The sequence below is a fragment of the Micromonospora sp. WMMA1976 genome, from assembly GCF_027497335.1.
GTDB lineage: Bacteria > Actinomycetota > Actinomycetes > Mycobacteriales > Micromonosporaceae > Micromonospora > Micromonospora aurantiaca.
Genome location: NZ_CP114912.1, coordinates 3,770,318 through 3,784,917 on the forward strand (window position 1 = coordinate 3,770,318; position 14,600 = coordinate 3,784,917).

At 71.4% G+C, this 14,600-nt stretch carries 11 protein-coding genes; 1 reads left to right on the top strand and 10 read right to left on the bottom strand.

Features of this window, described 5'->3' with window-relative positions; genetic code table 11:
- Positions 1-76: 76 nt before the first annotated feature.
- The 6 genes from O7546_RS17515 to O7546_RS17540 form a co-directional block, all read right to left on the bottom strand.
- The gene (locus tag O7546_RS17515; protein WP_281599477.1) at positions 77-1,531 is read right to left on the bottom strand and encodes a lyase family protein; all 1,455 of its coding nucleotides are present in this window, start codon (positions 1,529-1,531) and stop codon (positions 77-79) included.
- A gap of 41 nt (positions 1,532-1,572) precedes the next feature.
- Entirely contained in the window at positions 1,573-2,394 is an 822-nt protein-coding gene (locus O7546_RS17520; protein ID WP_194798990.1) for a creatininase family protein, read from the bottom strand.
- A complete protein-coding gene (locus tag O7546_RS17525; protein ID WP_281599480.1) occupies positions 2,382-4,130 on the bottom strand; it encodes an iron ABC transporter permease in 1,749 nt (582 codons plus the stop codon). Before O7546_RS17525 ends, O7546_RS17520 begins: the two co-directional genes overlap by 13 nt.
- Positions 4,127-5,200: an ABC transporter ATP-binding protein gene (locus O7546_RS17530; RefSeq protein ID WP_269705463.1), complete on the bottom strand. Its 1,074-nt coding sequence runs from the start codon at positions 5,198-5,200 to the stop codon at positions 4,127-4,129. The genes O7546_RS17525 and O7546_RS17530 overlap by 4 nt, the downstream gene beginning before the upstream one ends.
- A gap of 61 nt (positions 5,201-5,261) precedes the next feature.
- Positions 5,262-6,314: an extracellular solute-binding protein gene (locus O7546_RS17535; protein ID WP_194798987.1), complete on the bottom strand. Its 1,053-nt coding sequence runs from the start codon at positions 6,312-6,314 to the stop codon at positions 5,262-5,264.
- Positions 6,315-6,519: 205 nt separating this feature from the next.
- Complete coding sequence (locus tag O7546_RS17540) at positions 6,520-7,668, bottom strand: ROK family transcriptional regulator (protein ID WP_281599482.1); 1,149 nt, start codon at positions 7,666-7,668, stop codon at positions 6,520-6,522.
- Positions 7,669-8,192: 524 nt separating this feature from the next.
- On the opposite strand from O7546_RS17540, the gene O7546_RS17545 reads away from it, so the two are divergent.
- Positions 8,193-10,910 carry a sugar-binding protein gene (locus tag O7546_RS17545; protein ID WP_194798985.1) on the top strand — a complete coding sequence of 906 codons (2,718 nt, stop codon included), beginning with the start codon at positions 8,193-8,195 and terminating at the stop codon, positions 10,908-10,910.
- Positions 10,911-11,004: 94 nt separating this feature from the next.
- On the opposite strand, the gene O7546_RS17550 is transcribed toward O7546_RS17545, so the two are convergent.
- From O7546_RS17550 to O7546_RS17565, 4 genes are all read right to left on the bottom strand, one after another.
- Entirely contained in the window at positions 11,005-11,583 is a 579-nt protein-coding gene (locus O7546_RS17550; protein ID WP_281599484.1) for a VanZ family protein, read from the bottom strand.
- A gap of 83 nt (positions 11,584-11,666) precedes the next feature.
- Complete coding sequence (locus tag O7546_RS17555; RefSeq protein WP_228531437.1) at positions 11,667-12,968, bottom strand: MFS transporter; 1,302 nt, start codon at positions 12,966-12,968, stop codon at positions 11,667-11,669.
- The gene (locus O7546_RS17560) at positions 12,965-14,230 is read right to left on the bottom strand and encodes a lysine 2,3-aminomutase (protein ID WP_228531436.1); all 1,266 of its coding nucleotides are present in this window, start codon (positions 14,228-14,230) and stop codon (positions 12,965-12,967) included. Before O7546_RS17560 ends, O7546_RS17555 begins: the two co-directional genes overlap by 4 nt.
- A 100-nt stretch (positions 14,231-14,330) precedes the next feature.
- The gene (locus O7546_RS17565) at positions 14,331-14,543 is read right to left on the bottom strand and encodes an MbtH family NRPS accessory protein (RefSeq protein ID WP_135240728.1); all 213 of its coding nucleotides are present in this window, start codon (positions 14,541-14,543) and stop codon (positions 14,331-14,333) included.
- Between the last annotated feature and the right edge of the window lie 57 nt (positions 14,544-14,600).

Here is a 14,600-nt window from a genome sequence, read left to right on the forward strand (position 1 = left end):
TCGGGCCGTCGGTCCAGATCACGTGGTCGCCGCGACACGACGTCCGCGACCACGGCCAGCTGCGTCTGCCGCCCCGTCACGGGCCTACCCTCGCCGCGACCGCCTCGGCGAGAGCCGCGTCGGCACGGGTCAGCCGCTCGCGCAACGCCTGCGCCCGCTCCTGCACCGCGTCGAGCATTGTAGACAGTCGTCCGACCTGGTCCCGGACGGCCGCCTCGCCGGGGCCGTCGGCCTGGGCGCGGCGCAGCACGAGTTCGGGGCGGACCGCGGCGGCCAGCAGGTCCCGTACCGCGGCGTCGTCGAGCGCCAGGCCGAGGTCGGCGGCGGTGGACCGGACCAGTTCCTCGGTCCAGGTCGCCGGCGCGCCGCCGCGGACCAGCCGGCCGAGCAGCGAGTGGGCGCCCCGGAACGGCACGCCGTGGCGGGCCAGCGCGTCGGCCGCCGCGGTGGTGGTGGCGCCGGAGGCGACGATCTCCTCGCCGGACGGCGGGCGCTGCGGATCCAGCTTCTCGATCAGGCCACCGAGCAGGGAGAAGAAGCGGTACGCCCGGTCGTCGCCCTCCCAGAGCCGGGACTGCACGTCGGTGGTGGCGTTGTTCGAGTCCTCCCACCAGGCGGCGCCCACGTTGTTGAGCACGCTCGCCGCGTCGGCCGCGGCGGCGCCGGCCATCGAGACGAGGTGTTCCAGCACCACCGGGTTGCGCTTCTGCGGCATGATGCTGCTGCCCTGGGTGAACTCGCCGGGCGTGACCACCCAGCCCCAGCTCAGCCAGTCCATCAGGGTGCGGGCGAGCCGGGCGCCGGTGGCGAGCGCCTGCGCGTTGAGCGTGGCGACCCGGACCAGGTGGTCGGCGCCGGCCACCGCCTCGTACGAGTTGACGATGAGCTGGTCGAAGCCGAGCAGGTCGGCCAGCCGGCGCGGCGAGATGTCCAGGTCGGTGCCGGCGAAGGCGCAGGAGCCCAGCGGCGAGCGGTTCATCTCGTCCAGCAGGCCGGCGTACGCGGCGGCCTCGCCGGCGAGCGCCTCGGCGTAGCCGGCGAAGACGTGCCCGATGCTTGTCGGCTGGGCCGGGCGGCGGTGCGTGTAGCCGGTGATCACCACGTCGGCGTGCCGGTCCGCGCGGTCCAGCACGGTACGGCCGGTGGCCAGCAGGGCGTCGAGCACCTGGAGCAACTGGTCACGCAGCACCATCCGGAAGACGCCGGCGTCGAGGTCGTTGCGGCTGCGCGCGAGCTGCACGCTGAGCTGCGACACCTCGATGCCGGCCGCGGAGGCGAGGCGCTTCTCCAGCGTGTAGTAGACGTCCTCGACGCTGCCGTCGTACTCCAGTTCCTCGGGCCGGTCACCGGTGAGGGTGACCAGGCCGCGCAGCATCGTCGCGGCGGCCTCGTCGGAGATCAGTCCCTGCTCGGCGAGCATGACGACGTGGGCCTTGCTGGCCGTGACCATCGCCGGGTAGAGGTTGGCGACGTGGTGGTCGAACACGACGCGCAGGTGGTGCTGTTGGTAGACGGTCAGTGACGGGCTCATGGAGGCCTCCCGAGGTGGTGCGTGGTCCTGGGGCGTGACTGTCATCCGGTCGGCTGGTCGGGCCGGTCGGCGCCGGGCGGCCCCGGCAGCGGCGCGGCGAGCCACGCCCCGACCAGCTCGCGCAGGCGGGCGCCGGCGGTGGCGCGGATCCGGCCGCCGGCCTCCTCACCTGCCAGCGAGACGTGGCCCGACCAGCCCTGCCAGGGGTCGGGGCGCGACTCCACCAGCACGTACGGGTACGGGGTGGGCAGTTTCGGCTTGGGCGGCAGGTCCGGCGCCGCGTCCAGGCGTACCGCGGCCGGGTCGAAGCCGAGCACCGCGGAACTCTCGTACGCGCCGCCGTGTCCCCGGGCCGGCAGCTCACCGAACATCTCGGTGGTCTCGTCCGGGCCGACGAGCTGGAACCAGTTCACCAGCATCATGCTGGCCCGGTGCCGGCCGGACACCCACTCCATCGCCGCGCGGACGGTGGACATGTTGGCGTCGTGCCCGTTGACCACGAGCACCCGGGTGAAGCCCGCCTCGACGATGCCGGCGAGCACGTCGGCGAGGTAGCCGACGGCGATCTCCGGCCGCAGCGCCACGGTGCCCGGCCACGGGCGGGTCTGGCCCGGGCAGGCGGCGTACGGCGTGGCCGGGAACAGCACCGCCCGGGCGGACCCGGTGGCCAGTTCCCCGGCGAAGCCCTCGGCCAGGATCAGGTCGGTTCCGATCGGCAGATGCGGACCGTGCCACTCGACCGCGCCGACCGGCAGCACCGCCAGGTCGGCCGCCTCGGTCACGGCGGCGAACGCGTGCCCGGGTACCCGGGTGACCGGGAGCAGCCCTCCCCCGGTCCGCCACCGCTCGATCAGTTCGTCCACTGCTCGGCCCTCCGGGTCGCGGTGCGGCTGCTCTCCAGCCGCCCGGAGAACCACATCACCACGAAGATGAGCAGCACCTGGAGCATGCCGTAGGCGGCCGCGGTGCCCAGCTCGAAGCTGTACATGCGGTTGTTGATGGCCACCGAGATCGGCACCGTCGACGAGGTGTAGATCAGCACCGAGGCGACGAACTCGCCGACGCCGTGCACGAACGCCAGCAGCGCGCCGGCGAGCACACCGGGCAGCATCAGCCGCACGGTGATCGTGTAGAAGGCGCGCAACCAGGAGGCGCCCAGGTTGCGGGCGGCGTCCTCCAGCGACGGGTCGATCAGCGCCAGCGTCGCCGAGCTGGACCGGAACACGATCGGCAGGAACCGCACGAAGTAGGCGAGCGGCAGGATCCAGAACGTGCCGACCAGCACCTGCCCGAAGCTGAACGCGTTGCCGGTGCTGAACGCCGAGATCAGGTTGATCGCCACGACCGTGCCGGGCAGCGCCCAGGCGATCATCACGGCCACGTCGAGCAGGCCGCGTCCGACGAACGTCAGACGCCGCACCGCGTACGCGATGAGCACGCCGATCACCACACAGCCGACGACCGCCAGCAGGCTCATCTGCACCGAGTTCAGGATCGGCTCGAACGCCTTGGGGTCGGTGAAGATGGTCACGAAGTTCTCGAACGTGTACGTCGGCGGCAGCACCTCGGTGGTCCAGGACCGATCCGCGGAGAAGGCGACGAGCGCGATCGCGGCGACCGGGGCGAGCAGGACCAGCGTGGCCAGCACCGAGGCGAGCGGGGCGAGCCAGCGGCCGATCGGGTTGGTGATCTCCCGCCGGACCGCCGAGATGCCCTTGGACTGCGACTGGTAGTTGCGCCGCCCCTCGTACCAGCGCATGGCCAGCAGGAAGATGATCGACACGATGCCGAGCACGGAGGCGTACGCCGAGGCCATCGGCAGGTCGCCGTTGGTGCGGTTGATGTAGATCTGCATCGTCATGGTCTGGCTGACGTTGAACAGCAGTGGCGCGGTGTAGGACGCCAGCGACGTCATGAAGACCAGCAGCGACGCCGAGATCAGCGCGGGGGTGAGCATCGGCAGCAGAACGGTGCGCCACACGCGTACCCGGCCCGCGCCGAGGTTGTACGCCGCCTCCTCGACCGACGGGTCCATCCCGGCCAGCGCCGCGGAGGCGGCCAGGTAGAAGAACGGATACATGGTGAACGTGTGCACCACGAGCACACCGGCGATGCCGTCGAAGGCCAGGACCGGCTTGTCGGTGCCGAGCAGCGCCTGGAGGCCACGCGGCACGATGCCGATGTTGCTGTAGAGAAGCTGGAAGGACACGGCGCCGATCAGCGGCGGCAGGGCCGCCGGCACCAGGATGAACGCCTCGATGAGCCGCCGGCCGCGGAAGTGGAACCGCTTGAGCAGGAAGGCCATCGCCACGCCGACGATGCCGCAGAGCAGCACGCTCGCCGCGGAGATGAACAGCGAGGTGAACAGCGACTCGCGGGCCACCCCGGAGGAGGAGAGGAACTGGAGGTAGTTGTCGGTGCCGTTGGCGCTGACGCTCTCCCGGAAGGTGGCGAACATCGGCTGCACGACGAAGCCCCACAGCACCAGGACCAGCGGCAGCACCAGCAGGTAGGGGAACCACCGGGAGTTCGCCCCGCCGGCCAGGCGCCGGCCGAGGGCCGCCGCCCAGCCGGGGGCGGTCGGCGTCGCCGCGGTCACGGCTTGACCACCCAGAGCCGCTCCGGTACGAGCCGCAGGCCCACGACGTCGCCGAGCGCCATCCCGGCGGGCGCGTCGACCAGGGCGGCCATCACCTCGTCGCCGTCGACGTCGACGGTGACGTGGGTGGCCATGCCGGTGAACTCGACGTGGCTGACCCGGCCGCGCATGGCCGCCGTGTCGTCGTCGCCGCCGAGCGCGATGTGCTCGGGGCGGGCCGAGACCAGGGCGGTGTCGCCCTCGGTGAGCCCGTGTCCGGTGGGAGCACCCACCTCGATCGTGGCGCCGCCGGGCAGGCGGACCTGGACGCGCTGCTCCGTCGCGCCGGTCACCGGCAGGCTCAGCACGTTGCTGCGTCCGATGAACCGGGCCACGAACGCGTTCGCGGGCTGGTAGTAGACCTCGTGCGGGGTGCCGACCTGCTGGACCCGGCCGGACTCCATGACCGCGATCCGGTCCGACATCGCCATCGCCTCGGCCTGGTCGTGCGTGACGTAGATCGAGGTGGTGCCGCTCTCCCGCTGGATGCGCCGGATCTCGGCGCGGGTCTCCTCGCGCAGCTTCGCGTCGAGGTTCGACAGCGGCTCGTCGAGCAGCATGGTGCGGGGACGGATCACCAGGGCCCGCGCCAGCGCGACGCGCTGCTGCTGGCCGCCGGAGAGCGCGTCGATGCGCCGGTCGCCGTACCCGGCGAGGTGCACCTGGGCGAGCGCCTCCTCCACCCGGCGGGCCTGGTCGGCGCGGGAGACCCGGCGGACCTTGAGCCCGTACGCGACGTTCTGCGCCACCGTCATGTGCGGGAACAGCGCGTAGTTCTGGAACACCATGCCGGTGTCCCGCTTGTTCGGCGTCCAGTGGGTGACGTCGTCGTCGCCGAAGTGGATGTGACCGGAGGTCGGGAAGTAGAAGCCGGCCACCATGCGCAGCGTCGTCGTCTTGCCACAACCGCTCGGCCCGAGCAGCGTGAAGAACTCGCCGGCCCCGATGGTGACGGTGACGTCATCGACCGCCGCGGAGTCGCTCGACTTGGCGAAGCGCTTACTGACCGCCGTCAGTCGGACATCGATCATTTCGTGGGTCCTTCCAGGACGAAGCCGGGCCGTGCCGGAGCACGGCCCGGTTCCGAGCGTCTTAGCCCTTGCCCTTGATCTGGGCGTTCCAGTGGGTGATCCAGGCGGTCTCGTTCTTGCCGATCACGTCCCAGTCGACGTCCATCGGCTTGAGGTCGAGCTTGGTCAGCCACTCGGGCTTCTCGGCGATCTCGACGGCGGGGATCTGGAAGTAGTCCTTTGCGAGGCTGGCCCGCAGCGAGTCGTCGAACAGGAACTCGAGGAACTTCTTCGCGCCCTCGCTGTTGCCGCCCTTGACCGCGGCCACACCGTCGACGAGCACCGGCGCGCCGGAGGCCGGCATCACGTAGCCGAACGGCATCTTCTCGTTGGCCTGCAGCAGGATGTCCTGGAGGTTCCAGGCACTGACCACGCCCTGCTCACGCGACATCTTCAGGTAGAGGTCGCTGGGGTTGGCGGCGTACTCGACGGTGTTGGCGTCGAGCTTGCGCAGCCAGTCGTAGCCGGGCTGCGGGTTGGATCCGTCGGCCGTGTAGCGCTGGATCATCGAGGCGTAGATCGAGCGCATGGTGCCGGAGGCGGCCACGTCCCGGATGATGATCTTGTCTTTCCACTTCGGGTCGATCAGGTCGTCCCAGTCCTTCGGCGCGGTCTCCGGGGTCAGCGCCTTGTTGTTGTACATGATGACCTCGGGCAGCAGGATCTCGCCGAACCAGCGGCCCTCGGCGTCCTTGTACCGCGCGTCGATCTTCGAGGCGAACGACGGCTGCCAGGACTCCAGCAGGCCCTCGGACGCGCCGGCGGCGAGGCCCTGCTGGGTGCCGCCCCACCAGACGGACGCCTGCGGGTTGGCCTTCTCGGCGCGGACCCGCTCGAGCACCTCCTGGGCGCCCATGTTGAGCACCTCGACCTTGCCCTTGTACTCGGGGTTCTTGTTAGTGAACTGCTCAACGACGTAGTCGGTGACCGACTTGTCGCGGGCGCTGTAGATGACGACCTTCTCGGCGGACGCGGAGCCGGAGGAGCCGGTGTCCTTGTCGTCGTCGCTGCTGCCGCATGCGCTGACGGCCAGCAGCGCGCTGAACGCGACGGCCAGGGCCAAACGACGTTTCATTGGTACCTCCACTGTGCGGGGGAACTATCGGAAGCGGGAAGGAAGATCAGCGCGTCGCGCCCGGACCGGGGCGCGACGCATCGCGCCGCGACCTGTCGTCGGTGGGTACGACGCGGGTCGCCGCGACGGCGTTCGGTGAGGTGGGTGGTGGGTCGGGGTGGTGGGTGCCGGGGTCGGGGTCGGGGGTCGTCGGGGCCGGGTTCGGTCAGGGAAGCGAGGGGCGGGGCACCGCTGCCGAGAGCGCGTAGCTGATCGCTCCGTGCAGCACTGCCTGGTCGCCGAGGGTGGCCCGGCGTACCTCGGTGGGAGCCGGGGTCCGGGCCGAGACGAGGGTCTGGAGCTGGTCGAGGGCCGCGTCGTCGAGTTCGGCGGCGGCGCCGCTGAGCAGCACCAGCCCCGGATCGACGACGCAGGCGCAGGAGAGGATGAGCCCGGCCCAGGCGCCGAGGACCTCGTCGAGGTAGTCGCGGGCCGGCGCGGAGGTCGCGGCGAGCCGGCTCAGCTCCCGTACCGGTGACTCGGGCCGGCGGCCCGGGTTGAGCGCGACGACCCGCTCCGCGATGGCGTTCACCGACCACCGGGCCTCGAACTCGCCGACGCCGCTGTAGGGGCGCTCGGTCGCGCCGCCCAGCGGCAGGAAGCCGACCTCGCCGGCGGCTCCGCTGGCGCCGCGGCGGACCTTGCCGTCGAGCACGAGGCCGGCGCCGATGCCGTCGGCGACGTGGATCAGCAGCAGGTTCGCCACGTCCGCGCCGGCGCCGGCGACGCACTCGCCGGCGGCCATGAGGTTGACGTCGTTGTCGACGACCACGGGTACGCCGAGCCGCCGTTGCACGGATTCGCCGATCGGCCACGCCTCGACCAGTCCGACCGACGGCGCGAGGCGTACCGCGCCGTTGCTGGACACGCCGGGCACCGCGATGGCGACGCCGCGCAGCGAGGGCAGATTGTCGCCGACCAGGTCGAGGACGAACTCGCAGACGGTCTCCACCACGTTCGCGCCGAGCCGCGCGACGCGGTGCGCGATGACCGCGCCCTCGCTGTCGGCGATCTCGCAGCTGATCCGGGGTGGCTCCAGTGACACCGCCGCGACGAGCTCGGCGCGGGGGTTGAACTCGAGCATCTCCCGGGGCCGGCCGGTGGTGGGCGCGCCGGGCCCGCGTTCGATGAGGTAGCCCTCGGCGACGAGTTCCCGCACGAGCGCGGTCACAGTGGCCGCCGAGAGGCCGGTCATCTCGGCCAGGTCGACTCGGGACAGCCGCCGGGCCTGCCGGGCGGCCAAGATCACCGAGAGACGCTTGATCTCACGGGACCGCTCACGGCTGACCGGGCTGGTCGGGGCTTTGTCAGGCACACTTTCTTCCTAGTGAGAAAAAATTCTGCCGTCAAGTAACGAGATGATCTCGGTCCGCCGACCAGGGAAAATTCTGCGACCGACAAGCCGGTCGGGCCGGGGCCAGCCCGACATGATGCGCAAAACCGAGCCCTACGGTCCACATTGGGGTCCCAAAACCGGACATAGCCTGTCCACAGGTCATGGCCGACCCCCCGATGATCGCCCTGAGCAGGCACGATCGTTTATTCGGATAAGGAAGAAAGTCGTCCGGAGCTATTGACGACGCCTCCGCAAGATCCCTAGGTTACGGCCCGAAGGCCTTCCGGTGGACCGACGTCGCCACCGTGCGTACCACTCACCCCGTGACGGTGCGCGAGCACCACCATCCCGTTGTCGAGCACCACGACCCCCGAGGACCTCACGGTCCTCTGTGGACAGCTGTCTGCAACACGGCCCGGCACGAGCCACCGTGTCAGCCGGCCCGTGCCGGGCCGACCGTCCCCAGCCGCAGCACTCTCGCTTCGAGACGAAGAGGTATGCCCATGAGATGGCGCACCAGCGCAGCGATCGCCATGTGCGGTCTGCTGTCGTTGGGCCTGGCCACTCCGGCCCAGGCCAACCCCCAGCAAGCAGCACCGAAGCCCCAGGCCAAGAAGTCCGACAAGCCGGTCGACCTGGACATCATGTTCATCGGCGCCCACCCGGACGACGAGGCCGGCCAGCTCGGCATGCTCGGATACTGGAACGAGTATCACGGCATGAAGGCCGGCGTCATCACCACCACCCGCGGCGAGGGCGGCGGCAACGCCACCGGCCTCGAGGAGGGCCCGGAGCTCGGCATCCTGCGGGAGGCCGAGGAGCGCAAGGCCGTCGGCTGGGCCGGCGTCGAGCACATCTACAACCTGGACGCGCTGGACTTCTGGTACACCGCCAGCGCTCCCCTGACCGAGGAGGTCTGGGGTCACCAGGAGACGCTGTCCCGGATCGTGCGGGTCCTGCGGACCACCAAGCCCGAGGTCATCCTCACGATGAACCCCTCGGCGACGCAGGGCAACCACGGCAACCACCAGAAGGCGGCCATGCTGGCGGTGGAGGCCTTCTACGCGGCGGCCGACCCGAAGGCGTTCCCGGAGCAGATCAAGAAGGAAGGGCTCAAGCCCTGGCGGGTCTCCCGCATCTTCCAGACCGGCGGCAGCGGCACCACCGGCACCAACGGCCCCGCCTGCGAGACCACGTTCACGCCGGCCGAGGCCAGCAACGTCATCTTCGGCACCTGGCAGGGCTACGAGTCGGCGCGCCACGACGGCAACCGGTGGAACACGGTCCAGACCTGGGCCCGCCGGGAGTACGTGTCGCAGGGCTGGGGCAACAGCTCCTTCCCGTCGACCGACCCGAACGCCATCGGCTGCAACCGGCTGACGCTGATCGACACCCGCACGCCGTACCCGGACCCGAACGTGGGCGCCGGCACCGGTGCGCTCCAGGGCGCCACCCTGCGCGCTCCGGGCGGCCTGCCGCTGGGCACCGAGGTCCACGTGCGTCCGCGCACCTGGGAGGCCGTCGGCGGCCAGCCCATCAAGGTGGACACCGTCCTGTACGCCGAGAAGGCAGTTCCGGGGGCCAAGGTCACCCTGAGCGTCCCGGCCGGCTGGACGGTCAGCGGCAACGGCAACGTCGGCACGCTGACCCCGGGCAAGGAGGTCGTGAAGACCTTCACCGTCACCCCGCCCGCGCAGGTCGAGGTGGGCACCCGCTTCAAGCTCGACGCCACGCTGACCAGCAAGAAGGACGGCAGCGGCACCAGCAGCGCCCGGGTTCAGGGCACCGCGCCGGTGCGCGGCACCCTGGAGCCGCTGGAGGAGATCGCCGACTTCCGCGCGTGGACCGTGCGGAACAAGACCCAGCAGCTCGACGCTCTCATCGAGTCCCTGCTGAACATCCCCAGCGGGGGCACCCGCAGCGTCAAGGTCAACCTGACCAACCACGGCACCCGGGTCGAGTCCGGCGCGGTCAAGCTGAACGTCCCCGCCGGCTTCTCGGTGGCCGAGCAGCAGGTGCCGTACAGCGGCCTCCAGCCGGGCGCCAGCACCTCGGTGACGTTCACCGTCTCCAACACCGACACGTCACTGCCGACGGCCAACCGCGCCCCGGACAACGGCGCCTACCGGGTGCAGATCGAGACCAGCTACACCGGTGGCAGCGCGAGCGAGCCGGGTGCGTTCAACCTGGTCCCGGTCACCACGATCCCGAAGGCCGCCACCGCGCCGACGGTGGACGGCCACGGTCACGACCACGAGTACACCGGCGAGGTCATCGACATCTCCACCCGCTGGGAGGGCACCGCCGCCCCGGCGTCGGACATCTCCGGCACCGCCCAGCTCACCCACACCGATGACGCCCTGTACGCCATCTTCAACATCACCGATGACGTGCTCGGCACCGTCCTGCCGCCGGAGGACTGCAAGCGTCCGCGGCGTAACGACAACATCGAGTTCGGCATCGACCCGCGCGGCAACTCGGCGAACACCTCCACGGTGTTCAACATGGCGCTCTTCCCGGCCACGAACGACCCGGCCAACGGAAACCCGCCGTGCTTCGCCCGGGAGCGGGACAACCACCAGGGCGGCCCGGAGACCGCTCCGGGTGTGGAGATCGCCTCCGTGGTGACCAGCCCGTACACGGGGTACCGGATCGAGGTCAAGATCCCGTTCAGCGTGCTGCCGGACACCATCGACCCGAACCGGATGGGCCTGAACATCCTGGTCAACGACTCGGACACGCAGGACCTCAGCTCGCAGACCCGGGTCGGCTGGTCGACCTGGAGCGGCGTACGGGCCGACCCGTGGCGCTGGGGCAACGCGACGCTGCCGGACCTGGCGGCCAAGCCGTCGGCGCCGAAGGCTCCGATCATGCCCGACACCGCGGCGCTGAGCGTCGACTCGCCGCAGACCCTGCTGCAGTCCGTCTCGGACGGGGTTGCGCCGGGTGGTTACGCCAAGCTGGCGGACAACACCGTGAAGATCAAGAAGGTCACCCGCACCGCGAGCAAGGTGTCCGTGCAGCTCCAGGTGAAGAAGGCCGGCACCGCCCGGGCCTTCCTCTGGGACGGCACCCGGGTCGTGGCGGAGGCCAAGGCCGAGTTGCGTAAGGACGGCACCCTCGTCCTGCCGCTGAGCGGGTCGCTTCCGGCCGGCACCTCGCTGCTCGTCTCGTACGAGCACGGCGGCGCCACCACCGCTGCGGCCAAGAAGATCTGCTGAGCGGACGATGATCGCGTCGACCTGACGCACGCGACGGGCCGGGCCGGCAGGTCCGGCCCGTCGTGCGTCCCGGGCGGTCCGGGCCGCGGCCCGCTCAGCGAACCGGTGCCGGGCCGGTCGCGACCGGTGACGACTCGGCCGGTGCACGCCACCAGCGGCGCGACGCCAGCGCGGCCAGGCCGGCGCCGGCGGTGTTGAGCAGGACGTCGTCCACTGAGGACACCCGGTCCAGCCGCAGGGCGTACTGCGCGACCTCGACCAGGACCGAGCAGCCGGCCGCGAGCACCAGGATCCGCGACACCGACGCCAGCGCCGCGAACCGCAGCGGGCCGAAGAACCCGAGCGCCGCGAACACCAGCAGGTTGCCGACGATCTGGACCGTCACGGTCAGCGGCCCGCCCGCGAGGACGGTGAGCAGGTCCCGCAGCGGCACCAGGCTCACCCGGCCGGGGACCACACCGGCGCCGTCGCCCGGCAACATGATCATCCAGACCCACGGCACGGTCCCGTAGACGATGCCCACCTCGGCCAGCGACCGCCGCCACGCCGGACCGCCGCCGCCACGCCGGCGGGCCAGGACCCACACCAGCAGCGCGGCCGCCGGCAACGCGGCCACCGTGAGCAGCACGACCCCGTTGATCGTGCCGAACCAGCCGTGCCACCCCTCGATCACGCCGCCCCCACCTCCGTCCGGCCGACGGCCGTCCGGAGCCATCCTGCCTCCCGGCGGGCCGCCGGCCGCGGTCGCCTGCTCGGTTACGGCGATTCCTGCGTGTTCATCGACCGGATCCCACTGCTCAGCGTCGCGGTCACCGCCGAGACCGCGACGAGACCGGCGAAGACCAGCATGGTCACGGCCACCGGGAACCGGGCCAGCAGCAACCCGGCCAGACCCGGGGCGAGGGCGGCGGCCGAGGTGGCGGCCAGGAAGATCACGCTGACCACCCGGCCCTGCAACCGGTCCGGAGTGATCGCCGCCTGGTAGCCGAAGAGCACCGCGTTGGCTGTCGGCGCGAGGAACACCGCAGCCGCCAGCGGCACCGCGGCGAGCACGCTCGACGGCACCAGCGCGCTCGCCGCCATCAGGACGGTGGTGGCCCAGCACAGCACGATCACCAGGGTCGGCAGCCGCAGCCAGCGCTGGACCGCCGGCGCGGCCAGCGCGCCGAGGAACCCGCCCAGACCGAAGATCGTGCTGGCCAGGCCGACCACCACCGAGGCGGTGCCGGCCCGCTCCAGGGCCACGATGATCGTGAATATCATGCCGGTGAAGGCCATGTTCAGCGGCGCCGCGATCACCAGCAGCGCCCGGAGGAACGGATTGGCCAGCACGAACCGGATGCCCTCGGCCATCGCCGCGCCGCCGGACTGCGGCGCCTGCTCGGTGCGGGGCTGCTCCATCGGCCGGCGGATGAGCAGCACCGCCAGCAGCGAGAGCAGATAGGACGCGGCGTTGCCGACGAACGGCAGGGACCGGCCGAGCCCGTAGAGCAGGCCACCGAGCGGCGGCCCGGCGAGCTGGGTTCCGTAGGAGCGGGCCTCGTTGCGCGCGACAGCGGTGGTGAGCTGCTCGGCGGGCACCAGGTTGCGGACCGCCGCGTGTTCCGCGGTGCCGAAGACCGCGTTGGCCGCGGCGCCGACCACGGTGACCACGATGATCATCGGCAGGCCGGCCACCCCGGCGAGCACCGCGCCGGCCAGCCCCAGGTACGCCACCAGCCGTACCACGTCGCAGACGATGAGCAGCGTACGGCGGGAGAACCGGTCGGCCACGACGCCGGCGGGCAGCCGGCAGGCCAGCGTGGTGAGCAGCCCCAGGCTGCCGACCAGACCGGCCTGCGCGGCCGAACCGGTGAGGAAGAGCACCAGCAGCGGCATCGCCAGGTTCGACATCGCCGCGCCGAGGTCGGACAGGCACTGGCTGATCCAGAGCAGGTTGAAGTCGCGGTTGCGCCAGAGGCTGACCGGGCGCTCCGGCCCGGTCACCGGCGGATCGGTGACGGTCGGCATCTGTTCCTCGTCGGTCGCGGTCAGGGTCGGTTCGGTGGCGGCGGTCATGCCGGCCACCAGGAGCCGGGAGCGGGGCGCAGGTCGTCGAACCACTCGGCCGCCGGGTCGTGCCGGGCGAAGAACTGCCGGCCGACGTGGGCCGCGTCGCGGGCCTGGAGCATACGCAGGCTGAACATCTCGGTCCCACCGACGCGCACGACGCCGTCCACGAGCACCTTGCCCGGGGCGGCCGACATGACCGGCCCCCGGGCCGTCCGCGCCAGCCCGGACACCGACCGGACGGCGTCGGTGTAGATCTGCCAGGCCCGGGTCAGCGGCAGGCTGAAGTAGCTGCGGGCGCCGGTGTCGCGTTCCACGAACATGTAGTACGGGACGACGCCCAGCTCCACCAGGCGCTGCCACATCGTGGCCCAGTCCCCGGCCCGGTCGTTGACGTGCGCGATCAGCGGCGCCTGTGCCCGGATCACCGCGCCGGTGGCCCGGATCCGGGCGATCGCCCGGCGGACCTCGCCGGTGGCCAGTTCCCGGGGGTGGGAGAAGTGGGCCATCACCGCGACGTGCCGGCCGGCGGCCGTGATCCGCTCGAAGAGACGCAGCAGGTCGTCGGCGTCCGGGTCGGTGGTGAACCGGGCCGGCCAGTACGACAGCGCCTTGGTGCCGAACCGCAGCGTGCGGATGTGGTCGAGGGCCGGGTCCAGCAGGGGCGACACCCAGCGCTCCAGCACCGCCGCGCTCATGATCATCGGGTCGCCGCCGGTGAACAGGACGTCGGTGACACCCCGGCTGTCCTCCAGGTACGCGACCACGTCGCCGACGTCCGAGGCGGCCTGCCGGATCTCGGCGTTGCCGACGAACTGCGCCCAGCGGAAGCAGTAGCCGCAGTAGGAGTGGCAGGTCTGCCCCTGGGACGGGAAGACCAGCACCGTCTCGGCGTACTTGTGCTGCACGCCGAGCAGCCGGCGTCCCCGGTGGGTCGGCACGTTCGCCTCGAGCTGGGCGCCCGGGTTCGGGTTGAGCCGGGCGTGGGCGTCGCGGGCCGCCTTGCGGATCACACCCGGCTCGGCGGCGGACAGGTGCAGCGCCGACAGGTGGTCGAAGATCTCCGGCGGCAGCATGTCCCGGTGCGGGAACGTGAGCCGGAAGATGGGGTCGTCCGGGACGGCGGACCAGTCGATGAGCTCGTCCACGACGTACTGATTGACCTTGAACGGCAGCACCGAGGAGACGACCCGCAGGTCGTGCAGGTATTCCTCGGGCATGCCACGCGCGCCGGCGAGCCGCGCCAGACGTTCGTGGGAGTAGACCTTCATCACCGTCGCCTCGTTGTCAGCGGGATGGGACAGGGGTGGCCGCCGGACGGCGGCCGGGCCGGGGCGGATCCGTGCGGACCCGCCCCGGCCGGTGGGCGGTTCAGCCCTGCGCGGCGGCCATCCGCTCGCGCAGGCTCTTGGGACGCATGTCGGTCCACACCTCGTCGATGTGGGCGAGGCAGTCCGCGCGGTTGCCCTCGAAGCCGGTGGCGGTCCAGCCCGCCGGGAGTTCGCGGTCGGCGAACCAGATCGAGTACTGCTCCTCGTGGTTCATCACGACGCGGTAGGTGCGGTCATCGTCGTCGACGGCCATCGCCGTTCTCCTTCTCGTTCGGTTCCTCGGTTGGGACGGATCCCGGCCGGGCGGCCG

What these genes read in the sequence shown, in the direction of transcription:
- O7546_RS17535 (WP_194798987.1), bottom strand. Translation starts at nt 6,314, where the DNA reads ATGAAACGTCGTTTGGCCCTGGCCGTCGCGTTCAGCGCGCTGCTGGCC.
- O7546_RS17530 (WP_269705463.1), bottom strand. Translation starts at nt 5,200, where the DNA reads ATGATCGATGTCCGACTGACGGCGGTCAGTAAGCGCTTCGCCAAGTCG.
- O7546_RS17560 (WP_228531436.1), bottom strand. Translation starts at nt 14,230, where the DNA reads ATGAAGGTCTACTCCCACGAACGTCTGGCGCGGCTCGCCGGCGCGCGT.
- O7546_RS17545 (WP_194798985.1), top strand. Translation starts at nt 8,193, where the DNA reads ATGAGATGGCGCACCAGCGCAGCGATCGCCATGTGCGGTCTGCTGTCG.
- O7546_RS17565 (WP_135240728.1), bottom strand. Translation starts at nt 14,543, where the DNA reads ATGGCCGTCGACGACGATGACCGCACCTACCGCGTCGTGATGAACCAC.
- O7546_RS17515 (WP_281599477.1), bottom strand. Translation starts at nt 1,531, where the DNA reads ATGAGCCCGTCACTGACCGTCTACCAACAGCACCACCTGCGCGTCGTG.
- O7546_RS17555 (WP_228531437.1), bottom strand. Translation starts at nt 12,968, where the DNA reads ATGACCGCCGCCACCGAACCGACCCTGACCGCGACCGACGAGGAACAG.